Source organism: Litoribacter populi (assembly GCF_007483685.1).
In the GTDB taxonomy this organism is placed as follows: Bacteria; Bacteroidota; Bacteroidia; order Cytophagales; family Cyclobacteriaceae; genus Litoribacter; species Litoribacter populi.
The window spans coordinates 650,217-675,360 of record NZ_VMKN01000002.1 but is presented as its reverse complement, the minus strand read 5'-3'; the positions used below and the strand labels follow the sequence as shown (position 1 = coordinate 675,360).

27 protein-coding genes are annotated in these 25,144 nt (G+C 43.4%); 13 read left to right on the top strand and 14 right to left on the bottom strand.

Going from position 1 to position 25,144, the window contains the following annotated elements; all coding sequences use genetic code 11:
• Nucleotides 1-7 precede the first annotated feature (7 nt).
• The 4 genes from FPL27_RS18715 (at nt 8) to FPL27_RS18700 (ending at nt 4,584) form a co-directional block, all read left to right on the top strand.
• A complete protein-coding gene (locus FPL27_RS18715) occupies nt 8-451 on the top strand; it encodes a nucleoside deaminase (RefSeq protein ID WP_143962745.1) in 444 nt (147 codons plus the stop codon).
• Between the two features lie 103 nt (nt 452-554).
• On the top strand, nt 555-1,163 hold the full coding sequence (locus FPL27_RS18710; protein ID WP_143962744.1) for a superoxide dismutase: 609 nt from the start codon (nt 555-557) through the stop codon (nt 1,161-1,163).
• A 244-nt stretch (nt 1,164-1,407) separates the two neighbouring features.
• Nucleotides 1,408-3,843 (top strand): outer membrane beta-barrel family protein, encoded by a 2,436-nt coding sequence (locus FPL27_RS18705; protein WP_143962743.1) that lies wholly within the window; start codon nt 1,408-1,410, stop codon nt 3,841-3,843.
• 123 nt (nt 3,844-3,966) lie between these two features.
• On the top strand, nt 3,967-4,584 hold the full coding sequence (locus FPL27_RS18700) for a response regulator transcription factor (protein WP_143962742.1): 618 nt from the start codon (nt 3,967-3,969) through the stop codon (nt 4,582-4,584).
• Between the two features lie 11 nt (nt 4,585-4,595).
• Here FPL27_RS18700 and FPL27_RS18695 read toward each other — a convergent pair whose 3' ends face one another.
• From FPL27_RS18695 to FPL27_RS18675, 5 genes are all read right to left on the bottom strand, one after another.
• Nucleotides 4,596-6,284: a serine hydrolase domain-containing protein gene (locus tag FPL27_RS18695; protein WP_143962741.1), complete on the bottom strand. Its 1,689-nt coding sequence runs from the start codon at nt 6,282-6,284 to the stop codon at nt 4,596-4,598.
• Nucleotides 6,285-6,349: 65 nt separating this feature from the next.
• Nucleotides 6,350-7,507, bottom strand: a complete 1,158-nt coding sequence (locus FPL27_RS18690; protein WP_143962740.1) for an MFS transporter — start codon at nt 7,505-7,507, stop codon at nt 6,350-6,352.
• Between the two features lie 48 nt (nt 7,508-7,555).
• Nucleotides 7,556-8,020, bottom strand: a complete 465-nt coding sequence (locus FPL27_RS18685) for a MaoC family dehydratase (RefSeq protein WP_143962739.1) — start codon at nt 8,018-8,020, stop codon at nt 7,556-7,558.
• A 92-nt stretch (nt 8,021-8,112) separates the two neighbouring features.
• A complete protein-coding gene (locus FPL27_RS18680; protein ID WP_143962738.1) occupies nt 8,113-9,633 on the bottom strand; it encodes a P-loop NTPase family protein in 1,521 nt (506 codons plus the stop codon).
• A 2-nt stretch (nt 9,634-9,635) separates the two neighbouring features.
• Nucleotides 9,636-10,736 carry a vWA domain-containing protein gene (locus FPL27_RS18675; protein WP_143962737.1) on the bottom strand — a complete coding sequence of 367 codons (1,101 nt, stop codon included), beginning with the start codon at nt 10,734-10,736 and terminating at the stop codon, nt 9,636-9,638.
• Between the two features lie 93 nt (nt 10,737-10,829).
• On the opposite strand from FPL27_RS18675, the gene FPL27_RS18670 reads away from it, so the two are divergent.
• The 3 genes from FPL27_RS18670 to mtgA are packed head-to-tail and all read left to right on the top strand — an operon-like array spanning nt 10,830 to nt 12,646.
• Complete coding sequence (locus FPL27_RS18670) at nt 10,830-11,102, top strand: acylphosphatase (protein WP_143962736.1); 273 nt, start codon at nt 10,830-10,832, stop codon at nt 11,100-11,102.
• 45 nt (nt 11,103-11,147) lie between these two features.
• Nucleotides 11,148-11,954 (top strand): class I SAM-dependent methyltransferase, encoded by an 807-nt coding sequence (locus FPL27_RS18665; protein WP_143962735.1) that lies wholly within the window; start codon nt 11,148-11,150, stop codon nt 11,952-11,954.
• On the top strand, nt 11,954-12,646 hold the full coding sequence (gene mtgA / locus FPL27_RS18660) for a monofunctional biosynthetic peptidoglycan transglycosylase (protein ID WP_143962734.1): 693 nt from the start codon (nt 11,954-11,956) through the stop codon (nt 12,644-12,646). Before FPL27_RS18665 ends, mtgA begins: the two co-directional genes overlap by 1 nt.
• 37 nt (nt 12,647-12,683) lie before the next feature.
• On the opposite strand, the gene FPL27_RS18655 is transcribed toward mtgA, so the two are convergent.
• Genes FPL27_RS18655 through FPL27_RS18635 form a run of 5 tightly spaced genes read right to left on the bottom strand, consistent with a single transcriptional unit; the run spans nt 12,684 to nt 16,470 of the window.
• Nucleotides 12,684-13,022: a type II toxin-antitoxin system PemK/MazF family toxin gene (locus FPL27_RS18655; RefSeq protein WP_143962733.1), complete on the bottom strand. Its 339-nt coding sequence runs from the start codon at nt 13,020-13,022 to the stop codon at nt 12,684-12,686.
• Nucleotides 13,009-13,221, bottom strand: coding sequence for a hypothetical protein (locus tag FPL27_RS18650; RefSeq protein ID WP_143962732.1), 213 nt, complete (start codon nt 13,219-13,221; stop codon nt 13,009-13,011). Before FPL27_RS18650 ends, FPL27_RS18655 begins: the two co-directional genes overlap by 14 nt.
• Before the next feature lie 60 nt (nt 13,222-13,281).
• Entirely contained in the window at nt 13,282-14,637 is a 1,356-nt protein-coding gene (locus tag FPL27_RS18645; protein ID WP_143962731.1) for an FAD-dependent oxidoreductase, read from the bottom strand.
• Nucleotides 14,638-14,659: 22 nt separating this feature from the next.
• A complete protein-coding gene (gene kynU, locus FPL27_RS18640; RefSeq protein WP_143962730.1) occupies nt 14,660-15,961 on the bottom strand; it encodes a kynureninase in 1,302 nt (433 codons plus the stop codon).
• Nucleotides 15,958-16,470: a 3-hydroxyanthranilate 3,4-dioxygenase gene (locus FPL27_RS18635; RefSeq protein WP_143962729.1), complete on the bottom strand. Its 513-nt coding sequence runs from the start codon at nt 16,468-16,470 to the stop codon at nt 15,958-15,960. Before FPL27_RS18635 ends, kynU begins: the two co-directional genes overlap by 4 nt.
• Nucleotides 16,471-16,565: 95 nt before the next feature.
• On the opposite strand from FPL27_RS18635, the gene FPL27_RS18630 reads away from it, so the two are divergent.
• Both FPL27_RS18630 and FPL27_RS18625 read left to right on the top strand, forming a co-directional pair.
• A complete protein-coding gene (locus FPL27_RS18630; protein ID WP_143962728.1) occupies nt 16,566-17,549 on the top strand; it encodes a dipeptidase in 984 nt (327 codons plus the stop codon).
• Between the two features lie 75 nt (nt 17,550-17,624).
• Complete coding sequence (locus tag FPL27_RS18625; protein WP_143962727.1) at nt 17,625-18,245, top strand: thiamine pyrophosphokinase; 621 nt, start codon at nt 17,625-17,627, stop codon at nt 18,243-18,245.
• Here the strand turns inward: FPL27_RS18625 and prmC are convergent.
• From prmC to FPL27_RS18605, 4 genes are all read right to left on the bottom strand, one after another.
• Nucleotides 18,227-19,066: a peptide chain release factor N(5)-glutamine methyltransferase gene (gene prmC / locus FPL27_RS18620; RefSeq protein ID WP_143962726.1), complete on the bottom strand. Its 840-nt coding sequence runs from the start codon at nt 19,064-19,066 to the stop codon at nt 18,227-18,229. The two genes, FPL27_RS18625 and prmC, sit on opposite strands and share 19 nt — an antisense overlap.
• A 105-nt stretch (nt 19,067-19,171) precedes the next feature.
• Nucleotides 19,172-19,423: a helix-turn-helix domain-containing protein gene (locus FPL27_RS18615; protein ID WP_317129459.1), complete on the bottom strand. Its 252-nt coding sequence runs from the start codon at nt 19,421-19,423 to the stop codon at nt 19,172-19,174.
• A 151-nt stretch (nt 19,424-19,574) separates the two neighbouring features.
• Nucleotides 19,575-19,937, bottom strand: a complete 363-nt coding sequence (locus FPL27_RS18610) for a magnesium citrate secondary transporter (RefSeq protein ID WP_143962725.1) — start codon at nt 19,935-19,937, stop codon at nt 19,575-19,577.
• Entirely contained in the window at nt 19,937-20,221 is a 285-nt protein-coding gene (locus FPL27_RS18605; RefSeq protein WP_143962724.1) for a hypothetical protein, read from the bottom strand. Before FPL27_RS18605 ends, FPL27_RS18610 begins: the two co-directional genes overlap by 1 nt.
• Before the next feature lie 135 nt (nt 20,222-20,356).
• Here FPL27_RS18605 and FPL27_RS18600 point away from each other — a divergent pair, with 135 nt between their 5' ends.
• The 4 genes from FPL27_RS18600 to FPL27_RS18585 all read left to right on the top strand — a co-directional run bounded on the left by FPL27_RS18600 (nt 20,357) and on the right by FPL27_RS18585 (nt 24,858).
• Entirely contained in the window at nt 20,357-21,544 is a 1,188-nt protein-coding gene (locus tag FPL27_RS18600) for an RsmB/NOP family class I SAM-dependent RNA methyltransferase (protein ID WP_143962723.1), read from the top strand.
• Between the two features lie 187 nt (nt 21,545-21,731).
• Nucleotides 21,732-22,190 (top strand): ABA4-like family protein, encoded by a 459-nt coding sequence (locus tag FPL27_RS18595; RefSeq protein WP_143962722.1) that lies wholly within the window; start codon nt 21,732-21,734, stop codon nt 22,188-22,190.
• Between the two features lie 103 nt (nt 22,191-22,293).
• Entirely contained in the window at nt 22,294-23,379 is a 1,086-nt protein-coding gene (locus FPL27_RS18590; RefSeq protein ID WP_143959643.1) for an IS110 family RNA-guided transposase, read from the top strand.
• A gap of 687 nt (nt 23,380-24,066) precedes the next feature.
• A complete protein-coding gene (locus FPL27_RS18585) occupies nt 24,067-24,858 on the top strand; it encodes a hypothetical protein (RefSeq protein ID WP_143962721.1) in 792 nt (263 codons plus the stop codon).
• The last annotated feature ends 286 nt before the right edge of the window (nt 24,859-25,144 follow it).

The following is a 25,144-nucleotide window of genomic DNA, read 5'->3' as shown; positions in this document are numbered from 1 at the left end:
AACTTTTATGGAACTTTACTCGCATGAGTATTTTATGAATGAGGCCTTCAAACAGGCCAAGATAGCCTTTGAGGAAGGTGAAATCCCAGTAGGTGCAGTAGTGGTATGTAACAACAGGATCATAGCCCGAGCTTACAACCAAACAGAAAAGTTGACCGATGTGACTGCCCACGCCGAAATTCTGGCGATTACCGCAGCTTCCAATTATTTAGGTTCAAAATACCTGAAAGAATGCAAAATTTACGTTACTTTGGAGCCTTGTGTGATGTGTGCCGGGGCGATGTATTGGGCTCAGTTGGGTGAAATATATTTTGCTGCCGAAGATCCTGCAAGGGGATTTTCAAGAATAGAAACAGCCTTGTTGCACCCCAAAACAAAGGTCAGCAAGGGGTTTATGGCTGACCAGAGTAATCGGCTGATTTTGGATTTCTTTAAGGAACTTAGAAAATAGACATTGGTAAAAAATTAAAGAACCATTTATTCTTTAACGTGGTTTAACAACTATAGCTTTTAAGAAATAGAATTTTAATGTTTAACCCTAAATTTTAACAAATATGGCTTTTGAACTTCCCAACCTTCCGTATGATTTCAATGCTTTGGAACCGCATATCGATGCCAAGACAATGGAAATCCACCACGGAAAACACCACAATGCTTATGTTACCAAACTTAACGAGGCCGTACAGGGCTCTGACCTTGAGGGCAAAAGCTTGGAAGATTTGATGAAAAACATTTCATCTGCACCTACTGCCGTAAGAAACAACGGTGGAGGTCACTATAACCACTCTCTATTCTGGAAAATAATGTCTCCAAACGGTGGAGGTGAGCCTTCTGGCGAATTGGCTGAGGCTATCAACAATAGCTTCGGTTCATTCAATGAATTTAAAGAAGAGTTTGAAAAAGCTGCCGCAACCAGATTCGGTTCCGGATGGGCATGGTTGATTGTAGATGGCTCAGGAAGTCTGAAAGTAACCTCAACGCCAAACCAAGACAACCCATTGATGGATGTAGCTGACGATAACGGCACTCCAGTTCTGGGGCTTGACGTATGGGAGCATGCCTATTACCTCAACTACCAAAACAAGCGTCCTGATTATATCAGTGCTTTCTGGAATGTAGTAAACTGGGAAGAGGTAAACAATAAATATCAAGCGGCCAAATAAGCCAAAGGTAAACTGTAATTAGATCCCCTGATGCGTAAGTGTCAGGGGATTTTTTTGTTTACCTTTGCCCCCTCGTTTTAAAAGTTGTACGTCCACCGAACAACAAAAGTGTTCGGTAACAGTACAGTAAAAAGTCTGAGGAATATTAAAAATCGGCCTTAAGATGGTTTTAAGACGTTTTTTGACACTTGGCACCTCTTTTTCCTATAGAGTGGTACGAGCATTTGTAACAACTTATTTAAATATGAAACTTTCTTACCAGATTTTTGCCTTTGTTTTCTTATTCCTTTTAGGCTCCAGCCACGCAGTGGCCAAAGAAAACAGCCAGCTAACCGGCCAGGTTAAAGACTCCCAAGGTGAAGTGCTGCCTTTTGCTAATGTTGCACTTTTAGAAGCTTCCTCAGAAAAACTTGTAACCGGAGCAGTTTCCGATGAGGATGGCCGTTTTTCCATTTCTACCTCCCAGTCCGGTAAATTTGTCTTGAAGATTTCATCCATTGGGTTTGAGACCTTCCATACAGAGCCTTTTGAAATCAACGGGGGAGATAAGATTGATTTCGGTACCATAGAAATTGAAGAGGAAATGTCCGCTCTTGGCGAAGTAGAGGTAAGGGCAGCACGTCCTGAAGTTACCATTGAAGCGGATAAAACCACCATTAACATTGAGGGGACTGTGATGGCCGAAGGAAATACCGCCCTGGATGTAGTAGGAAGATCTCCAGGTGTATTTGTAGATCAAGATGGCAACATCAATCTGAATGGCCGCCCTGGGGTGACCGTGATGATCAATGACCGTCAGACTTATATGTCGGCACAGGACTTAGCTAATTTTTTAAGAGCTATGCCGGCAGAAAATATCAAGAGTATAGAGGTCATTAATAACCCCTCTTCCCGTTTCGATGCGGAAGGAGCAGCTGGGGTGATCAATATCAAGCTTAAGAAAAACAACCTTGATGGCGTGTTTGGGAACGTTCAGGCTGGAAACCAGTATAATGGGATGTATGCTCCATTTGGGGGTGCAACTATCAATGTGAAAAAGGGCAAATGGACCACCAATACCAGCTTCAATTATAGTGAGTACAATATATTGAACGAACTGGAAATTAACAGAAACTTCCCATTGGAAGAGGGGGTCTCCAATTTCTTTCAGGATACAGACATGACCATGAAAAGGAAGAATTTCTTCTTCAATGGTGGGGCTGATTATGAAATTAACAAAAACCACAGCGTAGGCGTAAACTTGCAAGCCTCGGATAATAGAGGTGGGGAAACCAGTGAGTCCCTAACCGAGATTATTAACCCTGGCGCTCCGATGAGTTTTATTGGGTCTAATAATGACAACGTTTCCGATAACCAGCGGTTGTTTGCCAATTTCCATTACGTTGGGCAGTTGGATACTTTGGGAACAAAGTTGACCTCCGATATTGATTATACCAAGATGAATTCTTCCAGTGACGGGATTCTATACAACAGGTATTGGACTGGGGAAGATGAGAGTAACTTTAACCGTGACCGGATCCAAACCTTAAATGACATGGAGTACCATATTTTCACGGCAAAGGTCGATTTTATTAAGCCTATCGGCGAAAAAGGTAACATGTTTGAAACTGGTCTTAAAGGCAGCTGGGTAAGATCTGACAATGATCTACGATTGAATAGGAGCGTGGAAGAGGAACCTTTCATGCCGGACCCTAACAGTAATCAGTTTGTCTACAGGGAGCAAGTGCTTGCCGGATATGCATCTTATAAAGGAGGTATTTCTCCAAAGCTTAATTATCAAGCAGGTTTGAGAGGAGAATATTCTGATATTGAAGGCAATTCCCTTACCATGGGACAGATCAACACGCAGAGATATTTCAGCCTTTTTCCAAGCTTGTTTGTTCAGCATAAGGTGAGTGATGATTATCAAATCAACTACAATGTCAACAGAAGGATTACCAGACCAAATTACCGTTTGCTCAACCCGTTTGTTTTCTACATTGATCCACTGACTACAGAGCAAGGCAATCCGCATTTGAGACCGCAGTTTTCCAATAATTTTGAGATGAACCATGTGATCAAAAGGGCTTATCAGGTGTCAGTTTCATATTCAGAAACACACGATGTATTTCAGCAGATCTTTATGCAGGATGAGGCCAGTAGAACCACTACGACCTATACGGCAAACTTTGACAAATCCAGAAATTTCAATTTCAGAGGAATCATACCTATTGACATCACTTCTTGGTGGAATACCAGTAACATGGTTCAGGTGAGTCACAATGCTTGGACTTCCATGATCGGAGATGCGTTACTGGATGTGTCGCAGGTTTCTTACATGGGCCGTACCCAGCACAATATCATGTTGCCAAAAGGATTCAAGCTAGAGTTGGTAGGGATGTATCTTGGACCACAGCTATATGGGCAGGCACGTCTATCGGCTTTTGGATGGGTGGATGCCGGAATTTCCAAGTCAGTCATGAAGGACAAAATGAGCATCACCCTGAATGGTTCCGATATATTTAGGACTCAAATCATCCGAGCGGATGTACAATTTGACCAGATGGATACCCAATTCCAACAATATAGAAGCAACCAAAGTGTACGCTTGACCTTGAGATATAAGTTTGCCCAAGGGGAAAGTTTCAGGGTTTCAAACCGAAGTGGAAGTAAGGAAGAGAGAGATAGATTGGGTGAATAATTTATAATAAAAAGAACAGCTGGTAAGGCTGTTCTTTTTTGCTTTGGAGCAAGGATTTATCACTGCTAATATGGTAGATTTGCAAATGATCAGATTTTTATTGCACCGTTTTATTTTTTCAAAATGAATCCTACTATTGCCATTGTGGACGATCACGAGCTTTTTCTATTGGGTATTGCCCAATTGATAGAAAACAGTTTGGAGTTGTCTATAGTGTCAAAAATGAAAGGAGGCACTGAGCTGAAGCAATACCTGGAAACAGGGGAATTACCGGATTTACTGATCATGGATTTTCACATGCCTGATATTGGCGGGGCCAAACTTTTATCCTATTTAGACCGGGAATATCCGGATTTGAAAAAACTCGTCATCAGCATGGATACCGATGCCCGTACCATCAAATTATGTCAACAGTTAGGCGCGAAGGGCTTTATATCCAAGGATGCAGTATTTACTGATTTGAAGGAAGCGATCATTTCCATTTTGGATGGGGATACCTATTACATGATGGATAATGACAATATGGATGACTTAGAAATAATTTTGGTTGAAAAATATAGGCTCACTAAAAGGGAAATGCAGATTCTCGATCTTATCCTCAACGAATACCTCACCTCAGAGATAGCAGAAAAACTCTGTACCAGCCCCTTAACCATCAAAACCCACCGAAGGAACATATTTAAGAAATTGGGTGTAAGGAATTTAGCGGGATTGGTTTCAGTGATGAGGGGTATAAAATAGAAGCGTGAAATTTAATTCAACTTTTTGAATTTCAGGTTTCTAACCCTGCCATTAGAGACTTTGTAACCTTCTATTTGACCAGCGGGATTTCTAGAAAAGGTAACTTCCCTATAAAAGAACTTGTCTCCCTCAAAGGTATCCTGCTTTATGGGCTTGAGTATAATGTCGCTGTTTCGGGCGTGTTTAGCTACGAGTTGGTTGTCAACGATCACCAGTTGATATTCAGTAGAAAGCTCATCGCTATAGAAGGTGCCGGTGAAATCCTTCAGATTGACTGATTTTGAGTCAAATTCTAACCTTCGGCTGGCTTTCAGGATCTTGTTAGGTTGCTGGATTTCCAATCGGCTGATCTCATTATTGCCGTCTGCGATGAATCGGATGGTAGCATCTTCCCCTTCAACCTTAAACTCAGTTTCTGAAAGGGCTCTCAATGTTGACCGACCCAATCCTGCTGGCCTTGCGTAAATACCGTTTTTGTCCTGGCCCACGGTAAAGATGCCCATATTTTCCAGTTCATATTCCCCGACAAACCTTGTCAGGGTTTTAGTATCCATATCAACATCATCCGATTTGGATGGGTTTTTCTCTTTTTTCTTTGCTATGGTTTCTTCCAAAAATATATCAGTGATGTTTAATGCCATTCGTTGGGAAACGAATGAGGCATCATTGCTGAATACAATGACTGCAAAATCCTCCTCAGGAAATCTGCCTAAATAGGTACGAAATCCTGCATCTGCACCCCCATGGTGAATCTGAACCAGGCCATTATGAGGATTTACCATCTGTCCGAGCGCCCCGCCAAAAGTTTCTCCGCTATTCAATATGGTCTCTGTGTTCATTTTATCAATTAGGGCTTTGTTCCCCACTTTTGGGTTTTTAAAATTGAGAACCCATAAACTGAGGTCCTCTACGGTGGTAAATAGGCTGGTGGCGCCCACATTGGCATAACTTAAAACGCTTTTTTTGTAGCCTTCAGGGTGTGGTTTATATGAATAAGCTCTGTTTTTAACAATCTTTTCATGATCATCATAAAACAAGGTGCTTTTCATTCCCAGTGGTTTAAATATACGCTCATTGGTAAACTGTGCAAATGTTTTCCCAGACACCCTTTCAACTACCTCGGCCAAAAGTGTAAAACCCGTGTTGCAATAAACATACTCTTCTCCTGGTTCAAAATTTAACTCCTTTTGCTTGCTCACCAGCTTCATGACGTGTTCTTTGGTGATGACATCATCCATCCGCCACCCCGCCATGGTCAGCAAGTTCCACTGATCCCTCAGTCCGCTGGTGTGGTTGGCCAGATGGCGCAAGGTAATGGTATGGCCAAAATCCGGTACTTCGGGGATGTAATTTCGGATATTATCGTCCAAACTTATCAACCCATCTTTTTCCAAAAGCATGATTGCAAAAACTGTAAACTGCTTGGAAATGGAAGCAATGTGAAAAACAGTGGATGGTGTATTGGGTATCGTATATTCCAAATTGGCATTTCCATAACCTTTCGTTAGGACCACCTCCCCCTTGTGTACCAAAGCTATAGCTGCACCAGGGGTATCGGACTTGTTCCATTGGGCAAATAGACTGTCAATCCTACTTTCCTTTGTGGGGCTTATTTTCGAAATATTTTGAGCGGTGATTTCCGATGCTGAGCTAAATGCAATTAGAAATACTAGGGTATGGGTAAGTCTTTGGAAATTCATGGGTTGATTGTGGCTTAAACAACTTAATAATACAAAGTCTCAGGAAAAAATCATAGCCTATCCTTTCAATTTTTCCGCCATAGACTAACCACACCTAAGATAGGTCCGAGGGCCAAGAAAGTAAAAAGGTATTTTTCGCCTACAAATGGCAAAAGCATATTCAGGCCTTGAATGCTAACAATGGTTATAGCAAATCCGATGCAGTTGACGATAGTCAGCGAAGTTCCGCGGGTTTCTTGGGTAGCGTTTTGGGCCACCAGGGTGGAAAATAGGGGGGAGTCGGCAGTCACTACCATTCCCCAACAAAGTAGAAAAAAGATGAGAAAGGCTGGGGAACCCATTCCAAGTACGAGGGGAGAGATGAGGCAACAAAGACCGGAAAGAGCAAGAGAGGTAGTGGCTATTCTTTTTGCTCCAAATCTTACTGAGAGCAAACCACCAATTGCACAGGATACCCCACCAATGGCAATGATTATAAAGCTATAAAAGGGTACATCTAATCGAACATCACCATGGGTGCTATTAAAATAGGCTAGCATCAGAGGTACAAAAGCCCAAAAAGCATAAAGCTCCCACATGTGTCCGAAATAGCCAAATGCTGCCGAGCGGACCTTGTCGTTATGGAATACTTTGAAGAAAACAGAGGGGTCAAATTTTTGACTGACCATCCTATGGGGTCCATTTGGGACGAAAATCAGAATCAACATACCTCCCAAAACAGCGAGAAATGTCGTCGCATAAACTACATAATGCCAGGGTAGACCAGCTGTCATGCTTTTGAGGAAATGTGGAAAGGCAGTACCCAAAACCAGTGCCCCGACAAGAAAACCCAGTGATTTGCCCAATCCTTTCTGAAAATGGTCCGCGGCAATTTTCATCCCCACTGGATAAATTCCTGCCAGAAAAAAACCGGTCATAAACCTGAATAGCAGCAATTGCCAATCCTGTAGATTTTCCAAGCTTATAGCAAAATTGAAACCTGCAGCAATCAAAGCACTAATGAAGAAAACCCTTGAGGGAGGAAATCTATCAGCAATTGTAAGTATGGCAAAAATCATCGTTCCAGTGATGAAGCCAAACTGGACCGCGCTAGTAAGGTTGGCGAGGAAGTCAATCGGCAATTCATGTACCGCAATCAAGTCGGGTAATACCGCATTGCCGGCAAACCAAAGAGAAGTACAAAGGAATTGGGAAATGACGATGGTGGGGAGGATGTGCTTCATTGAAAGCAATTTGTTGCTACAGGTATGAAATACTGCCTCCCCATTATCTTATTGAAAATGGTAAAGAAAAACCAAGGTTGCCGTGAAAGCTGGTTTTTTCTGTCCTTTGATCTCTAGCTTGACCTTCATTTCTGTTTTGATGGTGCCCCTGAGGTTGGTGATGTTGGCAAGGGTGGCGTTGAGTCTTACTTCATCCCCTACCAATACAGGCTGTGCAAAGCGAAGGTTTTCGATGCCATAATTCACCATCATTTTCAGGTTGTTGACCTTGACTACCTGCTCCCAAAGGTAAGGTACAATAGATAGGGTGAGGTACCCATGGGCGATTGGACCTCCAAAGGCACCTTCGGCCTTGGCTCTTTCCGGATCAGTATGTATCCATTGGTGGTCCATGGTGGCGTCGGCAAAAAGGTTTACCTGCTCTTGTGTGATGGTATGGTAACCGGATACACCCAGTTCCTTACCCACATGCTGTTCGAACTCGTCGAAACTATTTATGATCAATTGGCTCATGTCAGAATATTTTTGAAGCCCTGAAGATATTAAAAAGGTGTGGGAATTGAAAAGGGAATGTTTGAGGTCGCAATTTGCGACCTCAATAAAGCTTAAAAACCATCCTCCTCATCATCCTCTTGCGTACCTCCCATGTCAAACATGCTGCTGAAAAGATCCTTAAACTGCATGCCTGTTTCCAAAAGTTTTTTGCTCAATTGGCTATACTCTGCAAGTCCGTGGAGGGCAAACTCCATGAAAAACTCCTTTTCTTTTCCTGAAAGCTTTTTGATGCTTTGGATAACTATTTCCTCTAATCCCGGCACCTCATGTAAGGTTTTTTTGTAGTCTTTGTCGGATTGTGAGGCCAAAATATCTACTTCCTTTCCTTCACCGAACCAAGCAAGAGGCAAGACATAAGGGTTACTTTCCTTTTCCTTTCGCTTCTGATCAGGACTAGGGAAATATTGGGTAAACAAACTTCGAATGGCCTTGCCGATCAGGTTGTAAGCCACCAAGCCAGCTCCCTCCTGCTCACCTTCATAGACAAGCTCCACTTTTCCGGTAATGGCAGGGACAATGCCGATGAGGTCAGCCACCCTTACCACCGTATTTTCTTCCCCATTGATGTAAAGTCTGCGTTCTGCTGCCGAAATGAGGTTTTCATATGCAGAAATGGTCAGACGGGCCGATACCCCACTTTTTTCATCCACATATTCACTTTTTCTGGCCTCAATTGCCACCTGCTCAATAAGGTCCTTCATGAGCTCAGGTACGTGAATTCTTTCCAGAGGCTTTCCAGAAAGTTTAGCTTCCTGGGAGGTGATGTGTTTGCCGATTTCGATGGACTTGGGATAGTGGGTGATGATCTGGCTTTCAATCCTGTCCTTGAGTGGAGTAACAATGCTTCCCCGATTGGTGTAATCCTCGGGGTTTGCGGTGAAGACAAATTGGATGTCCAAAGGGAGCCGAAGCTTAAACCCCCGAATCTGAATATCCCCTTCCTGCAAAATATTGAATAGGGCCACCTGAATCCTAGCCTGCAGGTCAGGTAGTTCGTTAATCACAAAAATGCTGCGGTGGGAGCGGGGGACCAAGCCATAGTGGATCACCTTTTCGTCACTGTAGGAAAGTTTCATGGTGGCTGCCTTGATAGGGTCTACGTCTCCAATAAGGTCGGCAACAGAGACATCAGGAGTGGCCAGTTTTTCGGTATAGCGCTCCTTTCTATGCCACCATTCGATTGGGGTTTTGTCACCTTTTTCCGCAATCAAATCTTTTGCGAAGCTAGATAAGGGAGCCATCGGGTCATCATTCAATTCCGAGCCATGTACCACCGGCACATACTCATCCAACAAATAGGTCATCATCCTGGCTATCCTGGTTTTCGCCTGGCCTCTCAGTCCCAAAAAGTTGATGTTGTGCCTAGAGAGGATAGCTCTTTCAATGTCTGGAATCACGGTGTCCTCATACCCCCAAATGCCTTCAAATACGTTTTTGCCGTTTTTGATGTTTTCGATGAGGTTAGTTCTAAGTTCTTCCTTGATGCTTTTGGATTGGTAGCCGGAAGCTTTCAATTCCCCCAGCGTTTTTATTTTTAATAAGTCCTTACCGGTAAGGTTTTGATAATCCATGTTTAAAAACGTTTTGTTTTGTTTCGTTTAAAGTCTTCAAAAATCAGGTTGCCGAGTCCTTTTAGGTCGCTGTAATAGGCATTCCCATTGTTGGCTTTGGTAAATTCCCTGACAAATTCTTTCAAATAAGGGTCGGAGGCGATCATGAAGGTGGTCACCGGGATTTGGTTTTTGCGGCATTGGGCTGCCAGCTTCAACGTTTCGTTGAGAATTTTACTGTCAATCCCAAAGCTGTTTTTGTAATATTTGATTCCGACTTTTAGACAGGTAGGTTTGCCATCGGTGATCATGAATATCTGTTTGTTTGGATTTTTTCGCCTGCGCAATAAATCCATGGCAAGTTCTAGTCCCGCTACTGTGTTGGTATGGTAGGGTCCGACCTGTAAATAGGGAAGGTCTTTAATCTGGATTTGCCAGGCATCATTGCCAAAAACGATGATGTCCAGGGTGTCTTTCGGGTACCTGGTTTTTATAAGCTCTGCCAAGGCCATAGCCACTTTCTTGGCCGGGGTGATGCGGTCTTCTCCATACAGGATCATGGAGTGGGAAATGTCAATCATCAGCACCGTGGAGGTCTGGGATTTAAACTCGTTTTCCACCACCTCCAAGTCATCCTCAGTAAGCAGGTAATCGCCTGAAAGACCATGGTTGGCCTGTGCGTTTCTCAGCGAGTCGGTCAGGGCGATTTGGTCCAGATTGTCTCCAAACTGAAATGCCCGCCTATCGGTACCTCTTTCTTCTCCCTGCCCCGAATGGGTGGTTTTGTGTTGCCCGCTTTTCCCCCGCTTCAGCTTACCGAAGATTTCCTCCAATGCATTCCGTCGGATCTGTTGCTCAGATTTGCCGGTGATTTTGATTTCTCCTTTTTGGTTTTCCTCAGTGAGGTAACCTTTTTCCTTCATGTCCTCTATAAAATCCCCGATCCCGTATCCTGGGTTGGTCATGTTATATCTTTTATCCAAATTGCTGAGCCAGTTCAACGCCTCGGCTACGTCTCCTCCGGTCATGGTGACCAGCTGGAGAAAGATGTTAAGCAGGTTTTCAAAGGTGCTCTTGGCCGGGTCCTGCTGTGGCACAAACTTGGTAAACTTAAATCCTTTCATACTTCCACTCCTGTTTCTACAAGGTTTGAGTTGATAACAATAAATCAGGGCGGGAGGTTTAGTGCCCAAGTGAAGGTTAACAAAAAGAAAAAGATGAAGACGAATAAGCGTATCAAAGTAATCGGCAAAGTCCAGGGTGTTTTCTTTAGAAAAAGTACCCTGGAAAAAGCAAAGGAACTCGATGTAGCCGGTTGGGTCAAAAACGAATCGGATGGATCTGTACTTGCTGAGATCGAGGGCCATAGACATGCTGTGATGGCAATGGAAGCTTGGCTCAAGCAAGGCCCGGAACGGGCAGAGGTAGAAAATCTGATCATCCAGGATGGTGAAGAACAGGGCTACAAGTCATTTGAAATCATCCGATAATGTCGTTTATTTGAAAGTAAAATTAGATAGGATTATTTACACCCCATGGCATCAAAATATATTCACGGCTATCAGGAAGTCGAACAGGAAAGGCTTGTAGAGCAGGCCCAAGTCATCGAAAACCAGATTTTTGACTACATTGATTTTTTCCAGGTCAATCAGCTTCTGGAGATAGGCAGTGGGGTAGGGGCGCAGACCGAAATACTGCTCAAAAGGTTTCCCCATTTGGCCATCACAGGTGTGGAATACGAAAGCAAGCAAATTGAAAAGGCCTATAAAAATCTTGAAAAACACGGTTTTGATACCGACAAGGTGGAGTTTGTTCATCAGGATGCTACCCGATTAGATTTGAAAAAAGAATATGATGGAGCCTTTATCTGTTGGGTTTTGGAGCATGTGGAAGATCCACTTGCCATATTGAAAACCATGAAACCTTGTTTGATTGAAGGAGCGTTGGTAGTCGTCACCGAGGTTTTCAATAGCACTTTTTATACTTACCCGGAAAGAAAGGAAGTCCAAGATTATTGGAAAATCTACAACGATTACCAAATCAGGATTGGGGGCGATCCAGAAGTTGGGGCCAAGTTGGGTAACCTGCTTTCAGACGCAGGATATCAGGATATTCAACTCAGAAGTGGCGGGTTTCATTTGGATAAAAGGGAGGCAGAGCAAAAAAGAAAGGTTTTTACCTACTGGAAAAACCTCATGAGCAGTGGTGCGCCAAATTTAATTGAGGAAAACTTACTTACAGAAAAAGAGGTACTAGCCATGCAGAAGGCCATGGATGAACTTAGGGACCAAGCAGACTCTGTATTCTTTTATAGATTTATTCAAGCCACAGCCTGTCGCTAATGAGAATAATAAGGTGGGTCTTTCGGCTTGCAGCCAGGTTATTATTATGGTTTTTGGCACTAAGCATCGGTGGAGTGGTGCTTTTCAAGTTTGTGCCTGTACCCGTCACCCCCCTGATGATGATCCGCATGTTTGAGGATTATGGGGACGATGAGAGGCAGGTTAAGTTTAGTTATAATTGGAAACCTCTTGCGGAGATCAATTCTGCTCTCCCCTTGGCTGTGGTGGCGGCAGAAGATCAAAAGTTTTTAACCCATTCGGGCTTTGATAGGGAGGCGATCGAGAAAGCATTTGAAAGCAATAAAACGGGAACCCGGATCAGGGGAGGCAGCAGTATTTCTCAGCAAACGGCCAAAAATGTATTTCTATGGCCGGAAAGGAGCTACCTTAGGAAAGGATTGGAGGCGTATTTTACTGTTTTGATTGAATTTATCTGGGGTAAGGAAAGAATTTTGGAGGTGTATGTGAACGTCATTGAAATGGGTCCAGGGATCTATGGGGCAGAAGCTGCCTCAAAGGAGTATTTCCGCAAACCTGCCAGCCAACTTAGTACACAAGAAGCCGCCCTTATTGCAGCTATATTACCAAATCCTCGACAGTGGAACCCTTCGAAACCTACCAATTACAACCGCCAGCGTCAGCAGTGGATACTGAGGCAAATGAATAATCTGGGGGAATTGAGGTATGAGTAAAATTAAAATAATTGTAAAAAGACCAGAGAATGAAATGTCATAGTTGCAAAACGATTGATATACTAGCCTTTAAATCCTCTAATACATCTTCATTTATTGCACCTATTTTTCTTATTAGTCTAGATTGGGAAACAGATCTAATTTGAAAGCAATCAGCTGTGGATATTTTACTCAAAGAGTTAAGTTGATTGGGGATGATTTTAACCATCCAGGGAGCTGAAGAATATCTCTCCTTCCAATCAGTAATTGGGACTATGATTTTTAATGGTAATTTTCCTAGATCATCATTACTGATAATTATGCAAGGCCTGGTTTTCTTAATTTCAGCTCCTATTGTGGGGTCAAGGTTGATTAAATAAATATCACCTCGGTTCATAAAATCCCTCAGAATCTAAGGCTGTAAATGCAGTTAAGTCAGGGTCATTGGAATAATCCAGATATAAAAGGTTAGCAGCCTTTTTCAATTTAGAAGAAATTTCCTCTTTCCGAATTGCAGATAGTGTCTTTTCTATGATGAAAAGCCTTTCTTCTTTCGGAAGTTTACTGATTTCTTGGATTAATTCCTTGGTGCCCATGGTATTAAATTACCTAATAATTTTTAAAATAAGAAACTTACATTTTTTTTATGGGGAATTTTAAACCATCCTCGCCGTCTCCACTTGATCGATGATGTCCTCATAGTCCAGTTTGTCCCAATTTTGGGTAATCAAAGGGTCGGCCATCACCTTGTTCATGATGCGATCCTGGATTTTTCCTTGCGCATAAGCCTCAGAGTAAGGAATATCCGAGAATGTCACCATGGTATAAAGCGGAATCCATTCAGTTGGGTAAAGCTCATGTAACCTCGCTTCAATTTTCTTTCTGATCAAGAATTTAGGGTCTGAAACCGCGTCCCTCATTTCGATGAAATTTTCCAATGCCAACTGTCCTATGGCATCTGTATCCGGCTTTCTCATCTTTTGAAATTTCTCAAATATGAGTTCCCACGAAGTGGTGCCATATTTTTCGATCAAGCCATCCAGTACATAGCAATCCTCAAAGCCACAGTTCATGCCCTGTCCATAGAAAGGCACCATGGCATGGCTGGCATCACCGATTAGCAAGCACTGATTTTTGACCCAAGGATAACAATTGATGGTAATCAATGCTGAGGTAGGATTATTGAAAAAATCCTCGCCCAGAGTTGGCATCATGTTATAAGCATCGTTGAAATAGGTCTTAAAGACGCTTTCTATATCCCTTTTGTCGTTGATCTTGTCAAAGCAAACTTTCGTACCTTCAAATGGAAGGAAAAGCGTGCAAGTGAACGATTTATCGGGATTAGGGAGGGCGATAAGCATAAATTTTCCCCTTGGCCAGATATGCAGGGCATTTGGATCCATGGCAAACTCTCCCTCTGCGGTTGGAGGAATATTCAATTCCTTGTAGCCGTGGGAAATATAATGTTGGGTAAAATCAAACCTTTCCTGCTTCTGCATGGAATTTCTCAAGGCAGAATAGGCTCCATCAGCCCCAATTATAACATTGGCTTGATGTTTTTTGGCTTCCCACTTGGGAAGAGAAAATTTTATCTGCTTTTTGAAAATGTTGACATCCTCGCATTTGTGATCAAAATTGAGTTCAACCCCAACTTTTTCGGCTTCGTCAACTAGGATTTGATTAAACTTACCTCTGGAGATGGAGTAAATAGCTTCACCTTCTTTTCCATATTGCTGAAAAGTGGTATTGCCATGTTCATCATGGATGCGGCGGCCATACATGGGGATAGCCAATTCTTTCACCTTATCCTTGAGGCCGACCTTTTCCAAGGCCTTCCAACCCCTGTCACTTAAGGCCATATTGATGGACCTGCCCTCTTCTTGGTAGATATGGTTTCTCCTATCTTCTCTTTTTTCAAAGATAGATACATCCAGTCCCCTTTTCTTTAAGAAAATACCCAGTAATGAGCCAATCAATCCCGCACCTAAGATGCTTATATTGTTATTATCCATTCAATCTCCTCTTTCTATCGCTTTAAGCGAATTTCTTCAATGCTAGTTCCAGTCTTTGAGCAAATTTGTAAACATCCGCAAAGCTGTTGTATAAAGGTGCCGGAGCTACTCGAATAACGTTGGGATGTCTCCAATCACCAACTATACCGTGAGCATAAAGTTCGTCAAATACTGCTTTGCCACCTTTATGAACCAGCAAAGATAACTGACAGCCTCTTTCTTTTGGACTTTTCGGTGTTATTATTTCCAAAACGCCACTGTTTCCGCTGATACTTTCGACTAAGAACTGCAGATATCCGGTCAATAGTTCACTTTTCTCTCTAAGCCTGTCCATTCCTGCCTCCTCAAAAATATCCAAGGATGCCTGGTGGGCCGCCAAAGCTAATACATTGGTGTTAGAAAGCTGCCAACCATCGGCTCCGTACATAGGCTTGAAGCCTTTTTCCATCTTGAACCGCTCGTCTTCGTCATGACCCCACCAGCCTGCAAACCTTGGAAGATCAGGGTTATTAGCGTGGCGTTCGTTGACAAAGATGCCTGAGATGTTTCCTGGGCCGGAATTCATGTATTTGTAGCTGCACCAAGTGGCAAAGTCCACATCCCAATCATGCAACTTCAATGGGATGTTTCCAGCCGCATGAGCCAAGTCAAATCCCACCTGGGCACCTGCTGCATGGCCTGCTTCTGTAATTTTTTTCATGTCAAAAACCTGCCCTGTATAGTATTGTAGCCCTGCCATCATCACCAAAGCCAGTTCATTTCGGTTTTCCTCTATTGCTTTAAGAATATCTTCCGTCCGCAAAGTGTGTTCACCTTCTCTCGGGCTGATTTCTATTATGGCATCCTCAGGCTTGTAACCGTGAAATTTCACCTGGGTCTCCAGCATGTAAATGTCTGAGGGGAAGGACCCGGCCTCTGTCAGAACCTTGTACTTCTTGTGGGTAGGCTGATAAAAGCTCACCATCAAAAAGTGCAGATTGCTGCTCAGGTTGTTCATAGCCACTACCTCATCCTCTTTGGCTCCAAGGATTTTGGCCAGCATAGGTTTGGATTTTTTCCGGGCATTATACCAAGGGGATTCCCCATGAAAATGTCCATCCACGGCCATATGAGCCCATCTGTCCATTTCAGTTTGGATGTAATTGATCGCAGTTTTGGGCTGAAGGCCTAGGGAATTGCCGCAAAAATAGATTGCCTGTTGGCCGTTGACTTGGGGAAAAAGGAATTTGTCCCGAAAAGAACTCAGGGGGTCATTTTGATCCATTTCCTGGGCAAATGCTTCAGAGTTTTGGTATTGCATGTTATTGGGGTTCAATTGGGTCATTTTTTAAGTTGCTCTCCACAGTTGGAGCAGGTGGTGTGTTCCGGATTGGACCAGAACCTCTCCATGATAGGAGGAAGCTGGTTGACGATATCGCTGATTTCGGCGTATTCCTCGTAAAGTTTGTGGCCGCAGTTTTCGCAGTGCCAGATAAACCCGTCGAGCTCGCCATCTCGTCGATAACGCTCAAAAACCAACCCTACAGTATTGGCCGGCCTTCTCGGACTATGAGGGACTTTGCCGGGCAGGAGGAACATTTCCCCTTCTCGGATGACAATGTCTTTAAGCTCGCCTTCATCGATGACTTTCAGCGTGATGTCTCCTTCCAACTGGTAGAAAACCTCCTCGCCTTCGTTGTAATGGTAGTCTTTTCTGGAATTTGGGCCTCCGACCACCATGACGATAAAATCCTTGTTGTCATGGAAAACCTGCTGGTTGCCCACAGGTGGCTTGAGCAGGTGCCGGTGTTCGTCAATCCATTTCTGAAAGTTGATGGGCTGGGATAATGCCATGGTTTGGATTCTTTTTTGCTTTAAAATCAAACACTAAATGTATAAAAATTCTCTCAGTTTTTGCCTTAATTTGTTATCAGACTAAAATCCAGACGATGAGCTACCCGATTATAGATACCCATTGCGACCTCCTTTCCTATCTAGCCAAAGTACCAGATGCCGATCCCCAGAGCCGCGACATTGCCTGCGGACTTCCTTTTCTTAATGAAGGTAATGTGAAAATGCAGGTCCTGGCCATTTACACGGATGTGGCTCCCGGCAGCATGGAATTGGCGACTAAGCAGGTTGGTAAGTTCAAAGCCATGCTAAATATGCATAGGGATGAGGTGTGTTTGGCCGACCGGGAATTTATGGGATCCCTTGAAAATGAAGATAAAATCGGTGTGGTCTGCGCTATTGAAAATGCTGCCGGACTGGGTGATGAACATGCCGATTGGACGGCCATATACACCCAGCTAGATAATATTATCGCCAATACAGGTAGATTGGCTTATATTTCTTTGACCCATCATACTGAAAACAGGTTTGGTGGCGGAAACTATACCGAAGTAGGCTTAAAGGATGATGGCCGCAGATTGCTGGATTATATTTCTGGGAAAAAAATTGCCATCGACTTGTCCCATACTTCTGATTGGCTCGCCCAAGGCATACTGGAACATATTACCACAAAAGAGTTGGATGTTCCCGTGATTGCCAGCCATTCAAATTTCCGTACTATCTGGGATCACAGGAGAAATCTTAGTGACGAATTTGCCAAAGAAATCATTCATCGAAAAGGATTAATAGGAGTGAATTTCCTGAGAGCCTTTTTGGACAATGCCGTTCCGGAAAAAATCTTTGACCATATCAAGCATGGTTTCGGTATAGGGGCCGAGGATTGCATCTGTTTTGGTGCCGATTTCTTTTACACCAAAGACTTTCCTGACAAAACCAGGCATCCGTTTTATTTTCCCCTGGTCGAGAATGCGTCGAAATATCCGTCTCTGCTTGATACCCTTTCAGATGACCTGAACAAAGACCAACTCGAAAAATTGGCCTATAAAAATGCACAAAGGTTCTTTAAATCAACCTGGACCTGAGGCCCTTTCCATCTCCGGTTTTCGGTCTCCCAGTCTTTCCGTCTCCTGTCTCCCGTCTTCCAACTTTATAAAAACATGTCCTCCCATCATTTTGTAAAAGAAAACCAAGAGCCCGCCTTAATCATATTAAACCTTGAGGGTTTAACCTTCGAGACGGTTGCCCCGCTATTGGAGTGGGTGCCCACCGTGCTGGTAACTGATAAAACTATAGATAAGGTTATTTCCTGGGGCATCAAAGTTGATGTCATTCTTGCTTCCGAGACTTTTCAGCGTGAAAACCTGAATTTGCTTGAAGAGCAGTATCCGGTAAGATTCATGACAGTTAGCAATAAAGAGTATCTGGATGAAGGACTTCAATACCTGCTTGCCTCTAAACATTCAGCTGTGAATATTATTGGGTTTGACCATCAAAAAGTATTTGATCTAACTCCTAAAATGGATTATCTGAATCTGGTAGTTTGGGATGGGCCAATGCGCTACTTCCCTGTTAAGAATGGCAAGCTTAAGAAATACTTTTCAGACGGTTCCCTTCAAATACATGCTTCAGAGGATTCATTTGTAGAAATAGTGAGTGCTGAAGGTAGTGAGTTGATTCAGATCAAGCACGCCACTTTTGTTGAGATAGAAGAAGGCATGGTTGAGTTTAAGGCAAAAGAGTTGTTTTGGGTTGGGGAGCTTCAGGGCGTAAACCCATAGACAATTCTGTCTTTACCGTTTAGGTCTTTGTAAATGTTTACCTTTTGATAACCCAGTCCTTCCATCATTCCCTTGGTCTCCTGGCCAAAGGCCTCATTTATTTCAAAATAAAGCTTCCCCTCTGACTTGAGGGCTTTTAAGCCTTTCTCAGCGATAGTTCTGTAAAAAATCAAGGGATCTTGATTGCTGACAAACAAGGCCAAATGGGGTTCGTGGTCCAGTACGTTTTTATGCATTTGGGCCTTTTCGAGTTCCCGTACATAGGGCGGGTTACTCACCAAGATGTCAAGATCTGGATAGGGGATGTCAGCTGATAAAATATCCGCTTGGTGGAAATCCACCGTTGCTTCCAGCAGCAGCGCATTTTCCATAGCTATTTTCAACGCTTCATGGCTAACATCAAGTCCATAAACTTTGGCTTCTTTAATTTCCAAAGCCAGGGTGATGGGTATGCAGCCGGATCCGGTGCCGATATCCAGAATCTTTGGTGCAGGGATGCGGTTTTCCTTTAAGATGAGGTGAACCAGTTCCTCAGTTTCGTTCCGAGGGATCAACACATCGGGGCTAACCTTGAATTCCCGCCCGTAAAATGGAGCCTTTCCGAGAATGTACTGGATGGGGACTTCCTGTTTTACTTTTTGCAAGGCCTCCAAATAGGAAGCAGGATCATCTTTTATGGACTTATCCTGCAGGACTTCCATTCTCCTGAAATTGAAAAAGTGTTCAAAAAGCCAGAAAACAAGGCTTTCGGCCTCTTGTTTAGGGTAGATGGAGGAAAGTTCGGTTACCGATTCAAGGAAGAGTTCTCTGGAGGATGGCACAGGATGTAATTTATGTTGGGTTAAAATTACTCAATCCCGAGAGTTTTTGAAAGCTGGAAATTTAAGGTGTCGTTTTTTTGTTTTGGTGGAATATCCTAGGAAAGCTTATGTGGGGTCTAGGCTATAGTCTTGAGCAAGCGTTTCCAGGGGTATATTCAAAGCTTGGGAAAGTTTTCTAACCATATCCAAATTAAGCTTTCTTTTACGGTTAAGCACTTCTGAAACTCTGCTTTTTTGGCCTAGGATAGGGATTAGATCCTTTTGTTGTAGCTCAAGATCCTCCATCCTGATTTTTATAGCATCAATTGGGTCAGGAGCTTCAATGGGGAAATGCTTGTTTTCATAATCCTCGATCAATACAGCAAGAACATCTGCTTCGTCACCAACCTGTGCATGAAAAATTTCTGACAGTCTGTCTAAAGCTTCCTTATAGCTTTTTTCGTCTTATACCGACTTTATAGATGTCATATGGTGTAACATAAAAAGTTCCACATTAGGGAACAAAGTTTTAATGTTTTTTTTTTCTATTTATCAAAAAATAAAATCCCGCCGCGCCAACCGCGTAAAATAAAATGTCCCACCAATCGCGGGTATAGACATCTGACCTCATGGGCAGGATAACCTCGAAAATCAAGCTAAAATAGATGACGGCAATGGCAATCTGCGGTATGGTAAAAACAAAGGCATTGCCTTGGGAATGGAACCAGCGGAAAATCTGCAATGTCAGACCAAGCACCACCGGCATGGCCAGCAGATCATCAAGGTACTCGTGGATGTAAGGGATAAAAATTCCCTCAACTTTTTCCAAATACTGATTGATCCAAAAAAGGATGCAGGAAACAATGAAAAACGGATTTTTGAATACACTCATTATCCAGGTAAGGCGGCAATCAGCCAGGCAAAGAAGGATAGAATGGACATATAGATGATATAAAAGGTATTGCCGACTGTTTTCCAGAACTTCACAAAGTCGCTGTCGTCCTCACGGATGTAAAAGATCCAACTTTCAGCCCTTTCTTGTGCCTTTTGACGGTCCCGATTTCTGTGTTCCAAGTCTTCCCCCCCGAGTGGCTTCCCGCAATGATCGCAAGGATCTTCCAGCTTTTGGTTCCAATCGGACCATTTACCGCAGTGTGGACATCTTTTCTCTCCCATATCACAAAAATAACCTTTTCTTTTAAACCATACCTTGAAGCAAGAAATATACCCGAAGGGTTTCTTATCCTTTCAAATTGAACTATAAGCCCACATGAAATGATTATCTTTGTGGTCTAAAATTCGAAAATACTTATGAAACTTCACTCCAACACGGTTTACGGTGTGGTAAATGCCCTAGATGAGATCTTCTTTAACAATAAATATGCAGATAAAGTAATAGAAAAGACCCTGAAGTCCAACCCCAAATGGGGAGCTAGGGATCGAGGCTTTATCGCCGAAACGGTTTATGAGATGGTCCGTTGGTGGAGGTTGATCAATGAGGTGAGTCCTTCTGATGATATTTTTCACCTTTTTGCCACTTACTGGCTTATGCAGGGCAACACGTTGCCGGCTTGGAGGGAATTTGAAGGAATGGATCCCCAACGCATAAAGCGTAACTATGATAGTATCAAAGAGCGCGCTATCCTGCAGTCTATTCCTGATTGGATGGATGATATGGGTGAGGAACTTCTTGGCGAGAAATGGGATGAGGAACTCGATACCCTCAACCAACAAGCCCAAGTTGTCCTACGTGCCAATTCACTTAAGACTACCAAAGAGGATCTGATGAACCGACTTGGCGAGGACGGTGTGGAAACTTACGCACCAAAAGGGTACCGTGATGCCTTGGTTTTGGCCAAAAGACAGAATATTTTTAGACACCCAGCTTTCAAAGAGGGTCTTTTTGAGGTTCAGGACGCCTCATCTCAACTAGTGGCATCTGCTCTTGAAGTCGAGCCAGGTATGCGTGTAATCGATGCATGTGCCGGTGCCGGAGGAAAATCCCTTCATTTGGCTGCTCTGATGGAAAATAAGGGTAGGATTCTTTCTATGGATATCGAAGAGTGGAAATTGAAAAACACTAAACTCAGAGCCAGACGAGCTGGTGTGAGCATCATAGAACCACGAGTGATTGAAAGTAACAAGACGATAAAGAGGCTTGCAGAGTCAGCTGATCGCTTGCTTCTCGATGTGCCATGCTCAGGTCTTGGAGTACTGAAGAGAAATCCGGATACCAAGTGGAAGCTTTCCCCTGAATCCGTGGCTAAAGTACAAGAAGTGCAGCAAGAAATCATACAAGACTACTCCGGCATGCTAAAGCCTGGCGGGATGATGGTTTATGCCACTTGTAGCATTCTACCAACCGAAAATCAACAACAAGTCGAAAAATTCCTCAACAGCGAGAAAGGTCAAGGCTTTGAATTGATCAGCGACGAAAAAGTCCTCGCCCATGAAAGTGGATTTGACGGGTTTTATATAGCTAAGCTTAAGAAAAAATAGTACCAGGTACCAAGTACTTCTTCGCTGCGAGATAGGGCCAGTTATTTCGCAGCGGTAATATCATGGCTCAAAAAAGAAACAACCGCTAAAGTTTTATAAAAAGCGGTTATTGCTGCCAAGTACTTGGTACTTTGCACCTTGTACTTGGTACAATAAATAGCTATATTTATCTAAAATTCAGATACATATGGAGCTTGAAGTTATTTTTACCATTGTCAACACCGTGGCGCTGCTGAGTTGGGTGTTGCTTTTTGCTTTTTACCATACCCATTGGGTGTACCCGACGTTGTTTTCAGGGGTGATCGTGTTTTTGGCGATAGTATATCTTTATTATATAAGTGTAGGTTTCACCGGTGGTGCGGAAGGCGGGTTCAATAGCCTTCGCGAAGTCCGGATGCTCTTTCAAGATGATCATGCCCTGCTTGGGGGCTGGGTGCATTATCTGGCCTTTGATCTTTTTGTCGGGATGTGGGTGGCCAAGGATTCTCTTTACCGAAAGATTAACCGCTGGCTTCTTTTACCTTGCCTTTTCCTGACCTTTATGTTAGGACCAGTTGGTTTACTGGTTTATCTAGTAATTAGAGCAATGAAAGCAGGCGAGGTAGTACAGTACCCTTTCGCCAAATCCACTGATTTTGCGCCGTGAGTAAAAATGGTCACAAAGGTATTATGTTTGAAAAGTAAAGCATAAGCTAAAATTCTTAAATTAAAGGTATAATCCTACTTATCACTTTAAAAGAACATAGCTTATGCCACGCACTAAAGTTAACCAGAAATCCTTTGAAGGACAATGCTTCTATATCGGAATCGATGACCACTTAAGAAACTGGCTGGTCTCCATCTTCGGGGAGCTTTATGAACACAAGACCATGAGCAGGGACAGAAATCCCGACCAGTTGGCCGATTACATGAATGCGAGCTTTCCGGGAGGGACATACAAAGCTGTTTATGAAGCGGGTTTCAGCGGATTCGGCACCTGTAGGAGGCTCAACGAACTTGGTATTGAATGTATGGTCCTCAATGCGGCCGATGTGCCGACGAGCCAAAAAGAAAGGCTTCAGAAAAACGATTCGGTCGATGCCAGGAAGCTGGCCAGAATGCTCCGTGGCGGTGAGCTTGAGGGCATCCATGTCCCAGATACCATTCTAGAGGCTGACCGTACGCTGTGTCGGGTCCGGGATACTCTTGTCAAGGATATGACCCGGAACAAAAGCAGGGTAAAATCTATCCTCATGCAGTTTGGGGTAGAGATCCCTGCCCGCTTTTCGGCAGTGCAGACTAGGTCATGGTCAAAGGTTTATATGGAATGGGTTCTGGGGCTTGAAGAACTACATCCGAGTATTAGGCAGACTATAGCCGCCTTGGTGGAGAGCGGCATGGCGCTGAAAAAAAATATTCTGAATATAACCCGTCAGATACGCGAACTTGCCGAAAGTGACAGGTATCGGGATAATTGCGATAGATTAATAACCATACCCGGTGTGGGGCTGGTTACGGCTATGAACCTGCTGACCCAGCTGGGCGATATAGAGCGGTTCAAAACACTGGATGAGCTTTGCCATTATATCGGTATTGTGCCGAACACCAGGAGTTCCGGTGAAAAAACTGCCACCGGCAAGATAACCAGAAGAGGCAGGAAGAAAATTAAGATCTTGCTCATTGAGGCCTCTTGGGTAGCCGTAAGAAAGGATCCTGCCCTGATGGCAAAGTTTAACGAACTGAGCAAAAGGATGAATAAAAACAAGGCAATCATCAGGATCGCCAAAAGCCTGCTCAACAGAATCCGCCACATGCTCCGCCATAAGACAGAGTATGTGACCGGTGTAACGGGTTAAGGAATTTTAAAAAACCAATAATGACCGAGTAATCTTGGAAAATTGGACGGGGAATAAACGGTAGTGTGTGCCTGCGGCACCCGTAAGGGAGGACCGTTACACAAAGGTTACGTCCCCTTCCTCTTTAAAATGAAAAATACATTGCGGCCGAAACGGACTGCTGATAGGAGATTAATTGAAGAGGTTACAAAAGGTCAAATTATATGTATATGAGGAATACGGGATTTATCTTTTCCCCCTAAATACAAAGATAGTTCTTCCCGAATTCCTGTAAAGGCTGAAATGAACGGCGCTGGGGCGCCGGCCTTGACAGGAACCCGTCCAGAACTGAGAACCGCATTTAAGAGGAAAAAGATAAATACAGGAAAAGTATGCAAAAAAATAGCTTATTCCTTGATTTTCAACATAGGAGGGCACAAAGTAAAATAAAGTTACACAATGGGTCACTAAGTAGCACGAAGGGAAAAGGGGCACAAAGGGCGCGAAGGAAAAAATGGGCACGAAGAAAAAGAGATTAAAAAAAATGGTCACAAACCTGCCTGGCGGCAGACAGGGTCGCGCCAAGTTCAAAAGAAGTCGCACGAAGTAAAAATGGCCGCCATGGTTCTGAATGGCTAAGATTAACATCTGGTCTAGAATTTCTTAGTACATAGTACCTAGTACTTAGTACCCCAAAAAAAACACCACATGTACACCCTGAAATACAAAACAACCGCAAACTTCTTTCGAGAGCTGTACGTGAGGAATCCGCTTTTGGTGTCCTTTGGGATGGCTAATGCATTGGGCTTTTTGGCAGTTCTGGCCATTTCGATGTTTGACCACCGCATGCTCCTAGGAGTGAATGTCTGGGTGAAACCCATGAAGTTTTTCATTTCCATTGCCATATTTTTCTTCACCATGGCATGGTATCTCCATTATCTTCCTTCTAAAAGAAAAGCCAAATTTATCGCTTGGGGAATCATTTCCGTCATGACACTGGAAATTCTCATCATCGCAGGCCAGGCAGCACTAGGAAAAACCTCCCATTACAATATTGCCACGCCGTTGGACGCCATGTTGTTTTCCACCATGGGGATGGCTATAGTGGTGAATACCGTATTTGTGGCACTTGCATTATTGTTTTTTAGGACGGTAAAGGATCTTCCAAAAGGCTATAAATTAGGTATTCAATTGGGGTTTTTGATTTTTATTTTGGCCAGTTTGGAAGGGTTTATCATGGTATCCAACATGGGCCATACGGTAGGGGCTGAGGATGGGCAGCAAGGTTGGTTCTTCCTCAATTGGGCCAGACAATATGGAGATCTCAGGATCGCTCACTTTCTCGGCCTTCACGCCCTTCAGGCAATACCCCTGTTTGCCTGGTTTGTAAGCCGTGACAAAATCAAACCTGTACTTTTCTTTGCTGCAGTCTATGGTTTGTTGTCCCTAGCCACTTTACTTCAGGCCTTAGCCGGCATGCCTTTGATATTTATAAGTTGAAAAAATTAAAAATGGCCGCAAAGTCGCAGAAGTTTTAAAGAAGTCGCACGAAGTAAAAATTGGCCACATGAGACGCAGAGGTATTAAGTTTTTGTTAAGAAAAAGGGGGCACAAAGGGATTTTTCGTACTTCAAAAATGGCCACAAAGGAAAAATGGCCACAAAGGCGCAAAGGCGCTAAGTTAGAGTAAGAAAAAAATGGGTCACGAAGGACACCAAGTTCAAAAGAAGTCGCACGAAGGGAATTCTTTGTACCTCGTACTTCGTATTTCGTAATTCAAAAATGG

Excerpts from the sequence above, each read along its gene's own strand:
- FPL27_RS18715 (WP_143962745.1), top strand. The coding sequence starts at position 8 with ATGGAACTTTACTCGCATGAGTATTTTATGAATGAGGCCTTCAAACAG.
- FPL27_RS18710 (WP_143962744.1), top strand. The coding sequence starts at position 555 with ATGGCTTTTGAACTTCCCAACCTTCCGTATGATTTCAATGCTTTGGAA.
- FPL27_RS18705 (WP_143962743.1), top strand. The coding sequence starts at position 1,408 with ATGAAACTTTCTTACCAGATTTTTGCCTTTGTTTTCTTATTCCTTTTA.
- FPL27_RS18700 (WP_143962742.1), top strand. The coding sequence starts at position 3,967 with ATGAATCCTACTATTGCCATTGTGGACGATCACGAGCTTTTTCTATTG.
- FPL27_RS18695 (WP_143962741.1), bottom strand. The coding sequence starts at position 6,284 with ATGAATTTCCAAAGACTTACCCATACCCTAGTATTTCTAATTGCATTT.
- FPL27_RS18690 (WP_143962740.1), bottom strand. The coding sequence starts at position 7,507 with ATGAAGCACATCCTCCCCACCATCGTCATTTCCCAATTCCTTTGTACT.
- FPL27_RS18685 (WP_143962739.1), bottom strand. The coding sequence starts at position 8,020 with ATGAGCCAATTGATCATAAATAGTTTCGACGAGTTCGAACAGCATGTG.
- FPL27_RS18680 (WP_143962738.1), bottom strand. The coding sequence starts at position 9,633 with ATGGATTATCAAAACCTTACCGGTAAGGACTTATTAAAAATAAAAACG.
- FPL27_RS18675 (WP_143962737.1), bottom strand. The coding sequence starts at position 10,736 with ATGAAAGGATTTAAGTTTACCAAGTTTGTGCCACAGCAGGACCCGGCC.
- FPL27_RS18670 (WP_143962736.1), top strand. The coding sequence starts at position 10,830 with ATGAAGACGAATAAGCGTATCAAAGTAATCGGCAAAGTCCAGGGTGTT.
- FPL27_RS18665 (WP_143962735.1), top strand. The coding sequence starts at position 11,148 with ATGGCATCAAAATATATTCACGGCTATCAGGAAGTCGAACAGGAAAGG.
- mtgA (WP_143962734.1), top strand. The coding sequence starts at position 11,954 with ATGAGAATAATAAGGTGGGTCTTTCGGCTTGCAGCCAGGTTATTATTA.
- FPL27_RS18655 (WP_143962733.1), bottom strand. The coding sequence starts at position 13,022 with ATGAACCGAGGTGATATTTATTTAATCAACCTTGACCCCACAATAGGA.
- FPL27_RS18650 (WP_143962732.1), bottom strand. The coding sequence starts at position 13,221 with ATGGGCACCAAGGAATTAATCCAAGAAATCAGTAAACTTCCGAAAGAA.
- FPL27_RS18645 (WP_143962731.1), bottom strand. The coding sequence starts at position 14,637 with ATGGATAATAACAATATAAGCATCTTAGGTGCGGGATTGATTGGCTCA.
- kynU (WP_143962730.1), bottom strand. The coding sequence starts at position 15,961 with ATGACCCAATTGAACCCCAATAACATGCAATACCAAAACTCTGAAGCA.
- FPL27_RS18635 (WP_143962729.1), bottom strand. The coding sequence starts at position 16,470 with ATGGCATTATCCCAGCCCATCAACTTTCAGAAATGGATTGACGAACAC.
- FPL27_RS18630 (WP_143962728.1), top strand. The coding sequence starts at position 16,566 with ATGAGCTACCCGATTATAGATACCCATTGCGACCTCCTTTCCTATCTA.
- FPL27_RS18625 (WP_143962727.1), top strand. The coding sequence starts at position 17,625 with ATGTCCTCCCATCATTTTGTAAAAGAAAACCAAGAGCCCGCCTTAATC.
- FPL27_RS18610 (WP_143962725.1), bottom strand. The coding sequence starts at position 19,937 with ATGAGTGTATTCAAAAATCCGTTTTTCATTGTTTCCTGCATCCTTTTT.
- FPL27_RS18605 (WP_143962724.1), bottom strand. The coding sequence starts at position 20,221 with ATGGGAGAGAAAAGATGTCCACACTGCGGTAAATGGTCCGATTGGAAC.
- FPL27_RS18600 (WP_143962723.1), top strand. The coding sequence starts at position 20,357 with ATGAAACTTCACTCCAACACGGTTTACGGTGTGGTAAATGCCCTAGAT.
- FPL27_RS18595 (WP_143962722.1), top strand. The coding sequence starts at position 21,732 with ATGGAGCTTGAAGTTATTTTTACCATTGTCAACACCGTGGCGCTGCTG.
- FPL27_RS18590 (WP_143959643.1), top strand. The coding sequence starts at position 22,294 with ATGCCACGCACTAAAGTTAACCAGAAATCCTTTGAAGGACAATGCTTC.
- FPL27_RS18585 (WP_143962721.1), top strand. The coding sequence starts at position 24,067 with ATGTACACCCTGAAATACAAAACAACCGCAAACTTCTTTCGAGAGCTG.